Here is a 12,389-nt window from a genome sequence, read left to right on the forward strand (position 1 = left end):
GACCGCGTCGACCTAGGGCAGTACCCGAGACCTAGCAGATTACTCTCAGTGCGGCGGGAATGGATGTGAATCTGACTTTTTCCCGCTCGCCAAGGTAGTCGCCGTCGAGCTGGAACGCCTGCGGACGGGCCGAGAGCAGGGTGAACTCGGCGACATCGTGCAGCCGCAGCACCTGACGGCCGTGCGGATCCGGCGTCCGGGAGAAGAACTGCGTCACTGTCCGTGTCGTGCTGGCCACCCGGAGCTGCCGCAGCGCGAGCACGTCCAGGCCCAGATCGAACGAGGCCTCCGGGTTCGGGTTGACCTCGCGGTCGCCCAGATAGGTCCACGGCGCCGTGTTCTGGATGATGACCGTCGCCAGTTGGCCCTCCGCCGGCTCGCCCGGGCGCTCCAGGCTGATCGCCGGGTGGCGGCGGTCGGAGTTGAGGAAGTACTGGGCGGCGGTGGAGCGGAAGTAGAGGGCGGGCGTCGAGACCCGACCGCGCCGCCGCGCCTGCTCCACCCGGTGGATGACCGCCGCGTCGACCCCGAAGCCCGCGCAGAAGGTGAAGTACCTGTCGTCGGCCCGGCCGAGCCCGATCGTCCGGTACCGGCCCAGCCGCAGACCCTCCAGGATCATGCTGGTCCCGTCCGGCCAGTCCCGGGGCAGGCCCAGCGCCCGCGCGAAGACGTTCGTGGAGCCCCCCGGCACCGTCGCGAGAGCGGGCAGCCGCTCCGCCGTCGTGGCGCCGGTCGGAATGGTCGGCGGCTGCGCCGTCATCAGGCCGTTGACGACCTCGTTGACCGTGCCGTCGCCACCGAGCGTGACGACGACGTCGACGCCCTCCTCGGCCGCCTCGCGGGCCAGCGCGGTCGCGTGCCCCCGCCGTCGGGTGTAGCGAACGGAGAGGTCGACTTCGCTGCGCAGCGCCCGGACCAGGACGTCCCGGCTGCGCTCGCTGGTGGTGGTGGCCTTCGGATTGACCACCAGGACGGCCCGCATGGGCGGCACTGTACCCCGCGGTAGCCCGGGTATCGTGGCGCGCGTGACCATCGACTCCGACCCGAACCCCGTCACCCTCCGCTGGGCGGTGTGGTTGCTGCGGGCCGAGGCGGTCGCCGTGGGACTGATCGCCGCATGGCTGGTCTGGGCCGACCTCACCGCCGCCACCACCGACCTCACGTCGGCGTTGCTGGTGACCGCGTTCGCGATCGGCGCGGCGGCGGCCCTCTGGGCGCTGGGCGGCGCGCTGACGCACCGGAAGGCGGGCGCGCGGGCCCCGGCGATCGTGCTCCAGTTGATGCTGCTGCCGATCGGGTGGTTCATGGTCCAGGGCGGGCTGGCGTGGCTCGGCGTACCGCTGATGGCGCTCGGCCTCGCTGTGACGGCCCTGCTGGTCAGCACCCCCACCACCCGGGCCCTCGGCTTCGAGTGACGCCCCGGCCGGGACCGCCCCGACCGGGGGCGGTGACCGGGCGGGCGTCAGTAGCCGGAGGCGCGCCGGGTGAGCAGCGAGATGGTGGCCCGGCCGTCGGCGGCCGTCGCAGCCGCCGACGTGGTCAGCGCGGTGAGCACCTTCCAGGCGAAGGACGACTCGGCGGGGAGCGTGGCGCCGCGGACGGTCGGCACGGTCACCTCGACGGTCAGCGCGTCGTCGGTGACCGCGAAACGGCAGTCGAGCTCCGCGTCGCGGGTGGCGATGGCGAGCAGCATGGCGCACGCCTCGTCGACGGCGATCCGCAGGTCCTCGATCTCGTCGAGGGCGAACTGGAGCCGCGCCGCGAGCCCCGCGGTGGCGGTACGTAGCACCCCGAGGTAGCCCCCGTCCGCGGGCACGGTGAGGTGCACGACGTCGTCGTCGGTCGTCGGCTGCCCGGTCAGTTGAGTCACCACTCATCCCCCCGGTCGGGGACTCTACCCGCTCGGCGGCCCGGACGTGTGGGGACCGCCACGTGCCTGCGCGGCGAGGCCGGTCAGGGCGTCCCCGCTGAGCCGGTAGGGGATCCACTCCTTCATCGGCTGGGCCTCGATCGAGGCGTAGAAGCCGGCGGCCGGGTTCCAGTCGATCATCCACCACTCCAGCCGCTGGTAGCCCCGCTCCACGCAGATCGCGGCCAGGGTGGCCAGCAGCGAACGGCCCGCCCCGGTGCCGCGCGCGGCCGGGCGGACGAAGAGATCCTCCAGGTAGATGCCGTGCACGCCGGTCCAGGTGGAGAAGTTGAGGAACCAGAGGGCGAACCCGACCGGCTGGTCCTGGCTGTCCACGGCCACATGCCCGTGCAGCGCCGGGGCCGGGCTACGACTGCTCCAACTCGGCGCGTCCGACGCCGAGCCGTGACCTGGAGCGGTCGCGAACAGGGCGGCGGTGAGCTGTTCCTCGGTGAGGTGGCACTGGTCGGCTGCGCGTTCGTACTCCGCCAGCTCGTGCACCATGGCGACGACGGCCGGCACGTCCTCGGGACGTGCCGGCCGGATCGTCGGCGAACCGCTGAGGGTCACGCCTGCTTGGTCTCCCAGAAGATCTTGGAAATCTCGTCGATCTTCTGGAGCAGCTCGTCGGCCTTGGACGGGTCGGTGCCGCCCTTCGCGCCGGCGGCGCCGGCCAGCTTGGTGGCCTCGTTGAACAGCTGGTGCAGGTGCGGGTACTTCTCGAAGTGGGCCGGCTTGAAGTAGTCGGTCCACAGCACCCACAGGTGGTGCTTCACCAGGTCGGCGCGCTGCTCCTTGATCAGGATGGCGCGGGTGCGGAACTCGGGGTCGGTGTTGGCCTGGTACTTCTCGCAGATCGCCTTCACCGACTCGGCCTCGATCCGGGCCTGGGCCGGGTCGTAGACGCCGCAGGGCAGGTCGCAGTGGGCGCTGACGGTTACGCGGGGCGTAAGGATGCGCGGAAGTCGCATCAGGATCCTCCATGGGAAGTTTGCGATGATCCAAGACGACATTACTCCTGGGCGTGCCCGGGGGAGGCAGGGTAGAGGGGAAACCGATGGGGACCGACCACCCGCCGGGCACGCCCCGGCTGCGGTGGCCGCTGACCGCCGTACTGGTGACCGGTCCGTCCATGTCGCCCACGCTGCGGCACGGCGACGCGGTGCTGGTCCGCCCGGGTGGCCGGGCCGTCCGCCCCGGCGACGTCGTCGTCGCGGTCTTCCGCAGCCGCCCCGACCTGCTCGTGGTCAAACGCGCGGTCCGCGCCGAGGACGGCGGCTGGTGGCTGCGCGGCGACAACGACCTGGTCACCGACGATTCCCGGGCGTACGGGGTGGCCGACGTGCGGGGCCGCGTGGTGGCCCGCTACTGGCCCCGGCCCGCGCGGGTGCGCCCGCGTCGGATATGACCCCGCTCACATCGGCGTAACAGTGGCGACACTATGCTCGAAAGGTGCCCGGGTGACCCCCGCACCGCGTGCCGCCGTTGGGCGCCTCACCTCGCGTCCGCGCCGGCCGCCCCGTCTGCTCGACAGATCCTGGAGTCACCATGTCATCGTCCACCGTGGACCCCGCTGATCCCGTCTTCCGGCTGCACCGTGGCGGCAAGATGGCCGTCGCCTCGACCGTCCCGCTGACCAGCCGGGAGGACCTCTCCCTCGCGTACACCCCGGGTGTGGCCCGGGTCTGCGAGGCGATCGCCGCCGACCCGACACTCGCCGACGACTACACCTGGGCGTCGCACACCGTCGCGGTCGTCACCGACGGCTCGGCCGTGCTCGGGCTGGGCAACATCGGCCCGCGCGCGGCGCTGCCGGTGATGGAGGGCAAGGCGGTGCTGTTCAAGCAGTTCGGCGGGGTCGACGCGGTGCCGGTCTGCCTGGACACGCAGGACGTGGACGAGATCGTGGCCGTGGTGCGCGCGCTGGCCCCGTCGTTCGGCGGGATCAACCTGGAGGACATCAGCGCCCCGCGCTGCTTCGAGGTGGAACGCCGCCTGGACGAGGCCCTGGACATCCCCGTCTTCCACGACGACCAGCACGGCACGGCGATCGTCGTGCTCGCCGCCCTGCGCAACGCCGCCACGCTGCTCGACCGCAAGCTCGGCGACCTGCGGGTGGCGGTCAGCGGCGCCGGCGCGGCCGGGGTCGCGGTGACGAAGATGCTGGTCGCCGGCGGCGTGAACCCCGACCAGGTGGTGGTCTGCGACTCCAAGGGGATCATCGGCCGGCACCGGCCGGAGCTGACCGGCACCAAGGCCGAGCTGGCGGCGAGCACGAACGCCGACGGTCGTGCGGGCGACATCACCGAGGCGCTGCGCGGCGCGGACGTGCTGATCGGCGTCTCGGGCGGGCAGATCCCGGAGGCGGCCGTCGCCGGCATGGCCCCCGGCGGCATCGTCTTCGCGCTGGCCAACCCGACGCCCGAGGTGCACCCGGAGGTGGCCGCCCGGCACGTGGCGGTCGTCGCCACCGGCCGCAGCGACTACCCCAACCAGATCAACAACGTGCTGGCCTTCCCGGGCGTGTTCCGGGGCGCGCTGGACGCCCGGGCCACCCGGATCACCGACGGGATGAAGGTCGCCGCCGCCGACGCCATCGCCGGAGTGGTGGCCGAGTCGCTCACCGCCGAGGCGATCGTCCCGTCCCCGCTCGATCCCCGGGTCGCCCCCGCGGTGGCCGAGGCGGTTGCGGAGGCCGCCCGCCGCGACGGCGTGACCCGCTGAAGGGTGTAGGCCTTCTTGTCGGCGGCCTGGCTTGTTACCGTGCCGATCATGCGTGCCGCCTTCGTCTCCCGCTTCGACGACGCCAACCCGCTCGCCGCGCTCACCGTCGGCGAGCAGCCCGAGCCGACCCACCCGGCCGCCGACTGGGTGACCGTGCAGGTGCGGGCCAGCTCCCTCAACCACCACGACCTCTGGTCGCTGCGGGGGGTCGGGCTGCGCGCGGAGCAGCTGCCGATGGTCCTCGGCTGCGACGCCGTCGGGGTGGACCCGGACGGCAACGAGGTCGTCGTCTACCCGGTGATCCCCACGCCTGGCGACCCGCGTGGTGTCTCCATCCTGTCGGAGCACTTCCCCGGCACGCTGGCCGAGCGGGTCGCCGTACCCCGGTCGAACCTGCTGGCGCTGCCGGCGGGCCTGGCGGCGGCGGACGCGGCCTGCCTGCCGACCGCCTGGCTGACCGCGTGGCGGATGCTGACCACCGTGGGCCGGGTCGACGAGGCCGACGCCGTGCTGGTCCAGGGCGCCGGCGGGGGCGTGGCCACCGCGGCCGTCGTGCTCGCCGCCGCGATGGGCAAGCGGGTGTACGCGACCAGCCGCGACGCCGCCAAGCGGGAGCGGATCGCCGAGCTGGGCGCCACCGCCGTCGAGCCCGGCGCCCGGCTGCCGGAGCGGGTCGGCGTGGTCGTCGAGACGGTCGGCGCGGCCACCTTCGACCACTCGCTGAAGTCCGCCGCGCCGGGGGCCCGGATCGTCGTCTCCGGCGCCACCGCCGGGCACGAGCCGAAGGTCAACCTGCGCCGGGTCTTCGCCATGCAGTTGGAGATCCTGGGCACCTCGATGGGCACCTCCGACGAGCTGGCCGCCCTGCTCGCGTTCTGCGCCGAGCGCGGCGTGCGCCCGGTGGTGGACACGGTGGTGCCGTTCAGCAGGGTCGCCGACGCCTTCGCCCGCCTGCACTCCGGCGACGTCTTCGGCAAGGTCGTCGTCGACCACACCGCCTGAGCGCCTGACGCGCCGTTCTGCCCGACGCGGCTGGTGCGGCCGCTCCGTACCGGCGCCGCCACGGCACGCGCGACGCTCTGGTGCCCGGTCCGCCGGCTCGCCCATCGGGCGCGGGCACCCGTCGCCGGGGCGGGGCGGTCAGAGGCGGTTGTCGAGGGTGGCGATGTCGTCGCGGGCGGCGTCGGTGGGGATGCGGCCCTTGGCGGCCGCGTCGCCGTAGAGCGACCAGCGCAGGAACTCGACCGTGGTGTCCGAGACCACCCGCAGCGCGGCGCCGTCGCTGAGCAGCGCCCGGCCGTGGTCGCCCTTCGGCAGGCTCAGCATCGCCTTCGGCCACGGCACCTTGTCGTAGACGGCTCTGCCGGCGGCGTACTCGACCACCTCGTCGGCCTCGCCGTGCACGAAGAGCTGCGGGGCGGCGGCGCCCGCGAAGGCCGTGCCGACGCCGAGCGCCGTGCCGGCGAAGACGACCCCGGCGTCCAGCCGCTCGTCCCGGCCGGCGGTGAACAGGCCGATGGTGGTCACCCCGCCGGCCGAGTGCCCGGCCGCCGCCACCCGGTCGACGGCCAGCCGGCCGCGCAGCGGATCGCCCGCCTTCGCGTCGAGGGCGAGCACCTGGGTCAGCACGTACGACACGTCGGCCGGCTGGTTGAGCACGTCGAGCACGTTGCCGTCGCCGCCCCGGGAGGTGCGCGGGAAGGTCGGCGCGGCCACCACGAAACCGGCCGCCGCCCAGCGGGTCAGCAGCGCCGCGTAGTCGGCCGGTCGTCCGCCCAGCCCGTGGCTGAACATGACGACGGGGAACTTCCCGCCGGCGGCGTCCGCCGAACGCTCCGGCTGCCCGCCGGGCTTCCCGGCCGCCGGATACCAGACGGTCACCGGCAGGGGCCGCTTCCCGTCGCGGTTCAGCTTCAGCTGGCGTACGCCGACGGCGAAGACCTTGTCGGGCGCGGTGCCGGCGGGCACCTGTGGCGTCGGGGCGGCTGCCTGTGGTGTCGGGGCGGTCGCCTGCGCGGGCGGCGCCGGGGCGGTCGCCTGCGGGGCGGGCCCGGTGGCGTCGCGGGAGCAGCCGACCAGACCGGCGGTGAGCAGGGCGGTGGCGAGCAGGGCGGGGATGACGCGACGCGGCATGGGACTGATTGTGCCTCCCGCCGCGCCCCCGTCCACCGGCGATCGACACGCAACTCCGCCCGCATCCGTAGCGCCCCGGTGATCAGGACGGCATGGACCTTTCCCGGCCGTTTTGAGGTACATGACGCCCTGATCACCGCCGGTCGGTCCAGCGGTGGGGTTGTTGGCGTCGGCCGGGTGGGCCTGGGGAGCGTGGAGCGTCAACCGATCATGAGTGCCGGTCGGGGGTGCCGGTGGCGCGGAGGCGGGTCAGGTCGGCGGCGTCCTTGGGGCGTCGGGGCCGGTCCGGCATCCAGACGGGAAACATCTCCTTGAACTCGACCTGGGCGGCCACCGAGATCATCGGGACGGTCAGCGGGCCGATCCGACCGGGCGGGCCGGCCAGCATCCCGTCCGGCAGGGCCGTGCCCGCCCAGGGGCCGGCACCCACCACCACCTGCCCCGTCGCGTCCCGGGCCAGGTACGCGACGCTCAGCTCGACGTCCTCGCGGACGAGGTCGAGCTGAACGTCGACAGGCATCCGGGGGTCGGGCCGCCAGCCGTGCCCGCACAACAGGCCGGCGAGCCGGTCGGCGTCGGTCCGCCAGCAGTACCAGTCGACGTCGACGTGCGGCCGGGTGACCTCGCCGAGGTGGAAGTCCATCGCCCAGCCGCCCCGCAGCCACACCTCGATGCCGGCCGCCGACGCCAGCACGGCCAGCTCGGCGATGCCGTCCAGTTGCCGCCCCGCGAGACCGTCCACGGCGGCACCGTAACCCGGCGGCCGTCCTGCACGCCACGGCGTTGCTCCGCCGGCCGCGTACGGGCTTCAGGGGTCGGCGACGGAGGGGTGGGTCAGCGGGCGGGGCGGGTCTCGAACGCCGTCACGCCGGGGCGGTGGGCGTCGTCGGGCAGGCGACGGCCGGCGTGCGGGTCGCCGTACAGGGTCCAGCGGAGAAAGTCGGTGGTGGTGGCGAGCACCTGGTCGAAGCCCGGCAACCCCGGGGTCAGGTATTCGCCGTGGCCCTGCCCGAGCAGGCTCAGGAAGGCGGCCGGGCCGGTCGTGCGGTGGTAGGCGGCACGGCCGACCGTCACCGGCACGATCCGGTCGGCCGTGCCGTGCACGAAGAGCAGCGGCGCGGCCGGCCCGGCGAAGCTGCCGGCCGTACCGCCGCCGGCGATCACGATGCCGGCGCGCAGCCGCCCCGACCGTCCGGAGGTGAACATGCCGGCCGTGGTGAAGCCGCCCGCCGAGTGGCCGGCGGCGGCGATCCGGGCGACGTCGAGGTGCCCGGCGAGCGGGTCCCCGGGCCGGGTGTCGAGCCGTACCAGATGCCGGATCAGGCGCCAGCCGTCGGCCGGCTGGTGGCGTACGTCGGCACGACTGAACCGGGCCGCGCCGCGCCGGGTGTGCGGGTAGGCCGGGGCGGCCACCACGAAGCCGGCGGCCGCCCAGCGGGTGGTCAGCCCGGCGTGCAGCTCGGGCAGGCTGTGCAGCCCGTGGCTGTAGACCACCACCGGGAAGCGCCCGGCGGCCACCGTGCTGCCGTCCGCCGGGTACCAGACGGTCACGGGCAGGGGGCGCGCCGAGGTCGGGTCGAGGGTGAACGTGCGTACGCCGACGGCGTAGGCCGACGTGGGCGCCGGGCGGGCCGGTGGCGGTGCGCCGGGCGCGGCGGTGGCCGCCGGGGCGCAACCGGCCAGCAGCGTCGTCATCAGTACGGCGACCAGCCGCTTGATCCCCACCAGTTCACGGTAGGTGTCCGGCCGCCCTGATCATCCCCGCCGTCCGGATCGGACGCCCCGCCACCCGGCCGGATCGTCTCCACCGGCCGGCTCGACCTGACCCCGGAGCGCGTGTGGGGGACGGTGGCGCGGATCCGGCTTGGCTAGGGTCACCGCCATGCCTGAGAACCACGCCGACCCGAGCGGCAACACAGCGGCGTTCCGCGCCTTCGCCCACACCGTCGAGCCCGAGGCGCCGGCCGCGGCGTCCCGAACGCCCTTGTTCGTCGGCGCGGCGGCGGTCGCGGTCGTGCTGGTCGTACTGCTCGCCTGGTTGGTTCTGAGCTGAGCGGTCGCGCCAGGCCTGCGGTCAGCCGGCCGCGTCGACCACCGCACGGGTCTGGAGGGCGATCTCGCGCTCCTCGTCGGTGCCGACGACGCAGACCGTGACCTCGGCGCCCTCCGGCGAGATCACCCGGTCGCCGGTGCCGGCGTTGCGCTGCGGGTCGACCGCGACGCCGAGGCGGTCCAGGCCGGCCAGGGCGGCGGCGCGGACCGGTGCGGCGTGCTCGCCGACACCGGCGGTGAAGGTGATCGCGTCGACCCGGCCCAGCAGGGCGTAGTACGCCCCGACGTAACCGGTGATCCGCCGGCAGTAGACGTCGAAGGCGAGCGCCGCCGCCGGATCGCCGTCCGCCCGGCGGGTGAGCACCTCGCGCATGTCGTTGGCGCCGGTCAGCCCGAGCAGGCCGCTGCGATGGTTGAGCAGGTCGTCGATCTCGTCGACGGAGAGCCCGCCCTCGCGCCGCAGGTGGAAGATCACGGTCGGGTCGAGGTCGCCGCTGCGGGTGCCCATCACCAGGCCCTCGAGCGGGGACATGCCCATCGAGGTGGCCACGCTCCGGCCGCCGGCCACCGCGCAGGCGCTCGCGCCGTTGCCGAGGTGCAGGGTGATCGTGTTCACCTCCGCGTACGGGCGGCCGAGCAGTTCGGCGGTGCGTCGTGACACGTACGCGTGCGAGGTGCCGTGGAACCCGTACCGCCGGATGCCGTACCGCTCGGCGGTGTCCCGTTCGATCGCGTAGGTCGCGGCGGCCTCGGGCAGGGTGTGGTGGAACGCGGTGTCGAAGACGGCGACCTGCGGCACCTCCGGCAGCGCGGCCCGGGCGACCTCGATGCCGGTCAGGTTGGCGGGGTTGTGCAGCGGCGCGAGCGGCACCAGGTCGCGGATCGCGGCCAGCACGGTGTCGTCGATCAGCACCGGTTCGCCGAACCGCTTCCCGCCGTGCACCACCCGGTGCCCGACGGCGACCAACCCGCTCAGGTCGAGCCCGTCGAGGATGCCCCGGACGGCCGTCTCGTGGTCGGCCGGCCCGCCGCCGGCCTCGCCGACCCGCTCCACGGTGCCCTTGTCGACCACCCGGTCGCCGTCGAAGAGCCGGAACTTCACCGACGACGACCCGCAGTTGAGGACGAGGACCCGGCCCGCGGGCGGATCCTGGGTGGCGGTGGCACCGCCGACCGGCGCGTTCATGACGACTCCTCGGCGGCTGCGGCCTGGATGGCGGTGATCGCCACGGTGTTGACGATGTCCGGCACGGTGGCGCCCCGGGACAGGTCGTTCACCGGCCGGCGCAGGCCCTGCATCACCGGCCCGACGGCCACCGCCCCGGCGGAGCGCTGCACCGCCTTGTACGTGTTGTTGCCGGTGTTCAGGTCCGGGAAGATGAAGACCGTGGCCCGGCCGGCGACCTCGCTGCCGGGCAGCTTCGTCGCTGCCACCGCCGGGTCGATGGCCGCGTCGTACTGGATCGGTCCCTCGACGAGCAGGTCGGGCCGGCGTTCGCGGACCAGCTTGGTGGCCGCCGCGACCTTCTCCACGTCGGCGCCCGCCCCCGAGCTGCCGGTGGAGTAGGAGAGCATGGCGACCCGCGGCTCGATGCCGAACCGGGCGGCGGTGTCCGCCGAGGAGATGGCGATGTCGGCGAGTTGGGCGGCGTCCGGGTCGGGGTTGACCGCGCAGTCGCCGTAGACCAGCACCCGGTCGGCGAGCAGCATGAAGAAGACGCTGGAGGCGACCGAGACGTCCGGCACCGTGCGGATGATCTCGAACGCGGGACGGATGGTGGCGGCGGTGGTGTGGGTCGCCCCGGAGACCATGCCGTCGGCGTGCCCCGTCTGCACCATGAGCGTGCCGAAGTAGTTCGGCTGGGCGACGATGTCGTGGGCCAGGTCGACGGTGAGGCCGCGGTGCGCGCGCAGTTCGGCGTACGTGGTGGCGAACTCGTCGCGCCACTCGCTGACGACCGGGTCGACCACCCGCGCGCCGGTGATGTCGATGCCGAGTTCGCGGGTCCGCCGCGCGATGTCGTCGGGGCGGCCGAGCAGGGTGATGTCGGCGACGCCCCGGCGCAGCAGGATCTCCGTCGCGCGCAGGATCCGTTCCTCCGCCCCCTCGGGCAGCACGAGGTGCCGGCGCCGCGTCCGGGCGCGGTCGATCAGGTCGTACTCGAACATCAGTGGGGTGACCCGCTCGGAGCGGCTGACCCGCAGCCGGCGGGCCAGGTCGTCGGTGTCCACGCAGCGCTCGAACGCCCCGAGCGCGGCTTCCACCTTGCGCGGGTTGTCGGCGCTGGGCCGGCCCTCGATCCGGCTGGACGCGGCGACCGTGTCGTAGCTGTCGCTGGCCACCGAGAGCACCGCGAGGCCGGGCTTCAGCCCCTCCACCAGCCGCATCGCCCGTGGATCCGGCTGCTCGCCGAGGGTGAGCACCATCCCGGCGACCGACACCTGCCCGGCCACGTGTGCGGCGCTCGTGGCCACCAGCAGGTCGTCCCGGTCGCCGGGCATGATCACCAGGGCGCCGTCGGTGAGGTGGTCCAGCAGCGTCGGCACGTGGGCGGCACCGACCACGTAGTCGAGCACGTCGCGGCTGAGCGCGTCGTCGTCCCCGGCGAGCAGGGTGGCGCCGAGCGCCGCCGCCACCTCGGCCACCGTCGGCGCCGACACGGTCGGCACCTCCGGGATGGCGTACGTGGGGACGGGCAGCTCGGGCAGCGTCATCGGGCCGGGGACCCGGTTGGCGATCACCGCCAACACCGTCGCCCCGAGGTCGACCAGATCGTGGTACGCCCCGCGCGCCGCCGCCGCGATCGCCGCCGGCTCCTGCTCGAAGCCGTCGACGACGGGCACCACCACGCTGCCGAACTCGGTGGCCAGCCGGGCGTTGAAGGCCAGCTCGCGGGGGCCGGCCGCGTCGCCGCCGTCGGCGAAGTCGCTGCCCACCACGACCACCGCGGGGCAGCGCCGCTCGACCTCCCGGTACCGCTCGACGATGCCGGTGATCAGCTCCTCCCGCCGCCCGTCGGCGACCAGCGCGGTCGCCTCGGCGTAGCTGGCGCCGCTCAGGTCGGCCAGCGGCAGCTCGATCCGGTAGCGGTCGCTGAGCAGGGCGAGGATCGGGTCGGGGACGTGCCCGCGGACCAGCGGCCGGAACGCGCCGATCCGTTCGACCTGCCGGGACAACAGCTCCGCCAACCCGAGGGCGACGGTCGACTTTCCGCCGCCGGACCCCACGCTGGTCAGGTACACACTCCGCGCCACGCACCCACCCTAGAAGATCTCCGGAGACCCGGCTCGGGTCCTTCGCCCTCTTTCGTCGATCATGAAGTTGCCACGACACGCCGGGGCGGGTTGGGCTGGGGGACTACTCGTCGTCCTCGTCGTCCAAGCGGGCCAGCCAGGTGGCGAAGCGTTCGATTGGGGTCTCGAACTCGGGGTTCAGGTCGACGAAGTCGCGGAGGCGCTCGCCCAGCCACTCGACGCTGACGGACTCCTCGCCGCGCCGCTGCACCAGCTCCTCGATTCCACGGTCCGTGAAGTACATGCTGTCGTTCCTCGCTCGTCGGTGTCGGGGTCG

General features: G+C 74.0%; 15 protein-coding genes. 5 read left to right on the top strand and 10 right to left on the bottom strand.

Annotated elements, in window-relative coordinates; all coding sequences use genetic code 11:
* Positions 1–31 precede the first annotated feature (31 nt).
* Positions 32–982: a diacylglycerol kinase family protein gene (locus tag AB0D32_RS11645; RefSeq protein WP_357087992.1), complete on the bottom strand. Its 951-nt coding sequence runs from the start codon at positions 980–982 to the stop codon at positions 32–34.
* Between the two features lie 43 nt (positions 983–1,025).
* Between AB0D32_RS11645 and AB0D32_RS11650 the strand changes: the two genes are divergently transcribed.
* Entirely contained in the window at positions 1,026–1,415 is a 390-nt protein-coding gene (locus AB0D32_RS11650; protein ID WP_357087995.1) for a hypothetical protein, read from the top strand.
* A gap of 47 nt (positions 1,416–1,462) precedes the next feature.
* Here AB0D32_RS11650 and AB0D32_RS11655 read toward each other — a convergent pair whose 3' ends face one another.
* From AB0D32_RS11655 to sodN, 3 genes are read right to left on the bottom strand one after another with little or no spacing between them, the layout of a single operon-like run.
* Positions 1,463–1,870 carry an ATP-binding protein gene (locus AB0D32_RS11655; RefSeq protein ID WP_121400125.1) on the bottom strand — a complete coding sequence of 136 codons (408 nt, stop codon included), beginning with the start codon at positions 1,868–1,870 and terminating at the stop codon, positions 1,463–1,465.
* A gap of 24 nt (positions 1,871–1,894) precedes the next feature.
* A complete protein-coding gene (locus tag AB0D32_RS11660; RefSeq protein WP_357087999.1) occupies positions 1,895–2,479 on the bottom strand; it encodes a GNAT family N-acetyltransferase in 585 nt (194 codons plus the stop codon).
* The gene (gene sodN, locus AB0D32_RS11665) at positions 2,476–2,880 is read right to left on the bottom strand and encodes a superoxide dismutase, Ni (protein ID WP_357088001.1); all 405 of its coding nucleotides are present in this window, start codon (positions 2,878–2,880) and stop codon (positions 2,476–2,478) included. The genes AB0D32_RS11660 and sodN overlap by 4 nt, the downstream gene beginning before the upstream one ends.
* Before the next feature lie 86 nt (positions 2,881–2,966).
* Here sodN and AB0D32_RS11670 point away from each other — a divergent pair, with 86 nt between their 5' ends.
* From AB0D32_RS11670 to AB0D32_RS11680, 3 genes are all read left to right on the top strand, one after another.
* Positions 2,967–3,317, top strand: a complete 351-nt coding sequence (locus tag AB0D32_RS11670; RefSeq protein WP_357088004.1) for a S24 family peptidase — start codon at positions 2,967–2,969, stop codon at positions 3,315–3,317.
* A 140-nt stretch (positions 3,318–3,457) separates the two neighbouring features.
* The gene (locus tag AB0D32_RS11675) at positions 3,458–4,633 is read left to right on the top strand and encodes an NADP-dependent malic enzyme (protein ID WP_357088006.1); all 1,176 of its coding nucleotides are present in this window, start codon (positions 3,458–3,460) and stop codon (positions 4,631–4,633) included.
* A gap of 39 nt (positions 4,634–4,672) precedes the next feature.
* Entirely contained in the window at positions 4,673–5,635 is a 963-nt protein-coding gene (locus AB0D32_RS11680) for a zinc-binding dehydrogenase (protein ID WP_357088009.1), read from the top strand.
* Positions 5,636–5,773: 138 nt separating this feature from the next.
* Here the strand turns inward: AB0D32_RS11680 and AB0D32_RS11685 are convergent, their stop codons facing one another.
* The 3 genes from AB0D32_RS11685 to AB0D32_RS11695 all read right to left on the bottom strand — a co-directional run bounded on the left by AB0D32_RS11685 (position 5,774) and on the right by AB0D32_RS11695 (position 8,491).
* Positions 5,774–6,766 carry a chlorophyllase gene (locus AB0D32_RS11685; RefSeq protein ID WP_357088012.1) on the bottom strand — a complete coding sequence of 331 codons (993 nt, stop codon included), beginning with the start codon at positions 6,764–6,766 and terminating at the stop codon, positions 5,774–5,776.
* A gap of 208 nt (positions 6,767–6,974) precedes the next feature.
* A complete protein-coding gene (locus tag AB0D32_RS11690; RefSeq protein ID WP_357088014.1) occupies positions 6,975–7,508 on the bottom strand; it encodes an aminoglycoside adenylyltransferase in 534 nt (177 codons plus the stop codon).
* 92 nt (positions 7,509–7,600) lie between these two features.
* Positions 7,601–8,491: an alpha/beta hydrolase gene (locus AB0D32_RS11695; protein WP_357088017.1), complete on the bottom strand. Its 891-nt coding sequence runs from the start codon at positions 8,489–8,491 to the stop codon at positions 7,601–7,603.
* A gap of 157 nt (positions 8,492–8,648) precedes the next feature.
* Between AB0D32_RS11695 and AB0D32_RS11700 the strand changes: the two genes are divergently transcribed.
* The gene (locus AB0D32_RS11700; protein WP_357088019.1) at positions 8,649–8,819 is read left to right on the top strand and encodes a hypothetical protein; all 171 of its coding nucleotides are present in this window, start codon (positions 8,649–8,651) and stop codon (positions 8,817–8,819) included.
* Positions 8,820–8,840: 21 nt separating this feature from the next.
* Here the strand turns inward: AB0D32_RS11700 and AB0D32_RS11705 are convergent, their stop codons facing one another.
* From AB0D32_RS11705 to AB0D32_RS11715, 3 genes are all read right to left on the bottom strand, one after another.
* Positions 8,841–10,004, bottom strand: coding sequence for an acetate kinase (locus AB0D32_RS11705; RefSeq protein ID WP_357088022.1), 1,164 nt, complete (start codon positions 10,002–10,004; stop codon positions 8,841–8,843).
* Positions 10,001–12,073, bottom strand: a complete 2,073-nt coding sequence (gene pta / locus AB0D32_RS11710) for a phosphate acetyltransferase (RefSeq protein ID WP_357088025.1) — start codon at positions 12,071–12,073, stop codon at positions 10,001–10,003. The genes AB0D32_RS11705 and pta overlap by 4 nt, the downstream gene beginning before the upstream one ends.
* A gap of 103 nt (positions 12,074–12,176) precedes the next feature.
* The gene (locus AB0D32_RS11715) at positions 12,177–12,356 is read right to left on the bottom strand and encodes a DUF6104 family protein (RefSeq protein ID WP_350680287.1); all 180 of its coding nucleotides are present in this window, start codon (positions 12,354–12,356) and stop codon (positions 12,177–12,179) included.
* Positions 12,357–12,389 lie beyond the last annotated feature (33 nt).

The sequence above is a fragment of the Micromonospora sp. NPDC048170 genome (assembly GCF_040652795.1).
GTDB lineage: Bacteria > Actinomycetota > Actinomycetes > Mycobacteriales > Micromonosporaceae > Micromonospora.

Excerpts from the sequence above, each read along its gene's own strand:
- AB0D32_RS11645 (WP_357087992.1), bottom strand. The coding sequence starts at position 982 with ATGCGGGCCGTCCTGGTGGTCAATCCGAAGGCCACCACCACCAGCGAG.
- sodN (WP_357088001.1), bottom strand. The coding sequence starts at position 2,880 with ATGCGACTTCCGCGCATCCTTACGCCCCGCGTAACCGTCAGCGCCCAC.
- AB0D32_RS11670 (WP_357088004.1), top strand. The coding sequence starts at position 2,967 with ATGGGGACCGACCACCCGCCGGGCACGCCCCGGCTGCGGTGGCCGCTG.
- AB0D32_RS11675 (WP_357088006.1), top strand. The coding sequence starts at position 3,458 with ATGTCATCGTCCACCGTGGACCCCGCTGATCCCGTCTTCCGGCTGCAC.
- AB0D32_RS11685 (WP_357088012.1), bottom strand. The coding sequence starts at position 6,766 with ATGCCGCGTCGCGTCATCCCCGCCCTGCTCGCCACCGCCCTGCTCACC.
- AB0D32_RS11700 (WP_357088019.1), top strand. The coding sequence starts at position 8,649 with ATGCCTGAGAACCACGCCGACCCGAGCGGCAACACAGCGGCGTTCCGC.
- AB0D32_RS11705 (WP_357088022.1), bottom strand. The coding sequence starts at position 10,004 with ATGAACGCGCCGGTCGGCGGTGCCACCGCCACCCAGGATCCGCCCGCG.
- AB0D32_RS11715 (WP_350680287.1), bottom strand. The coding sequence starts at position 12,356 with ATGTACTTCACGGACCGTGGAATCGAGGAGCTGGTGCAGCGGCGCGGC.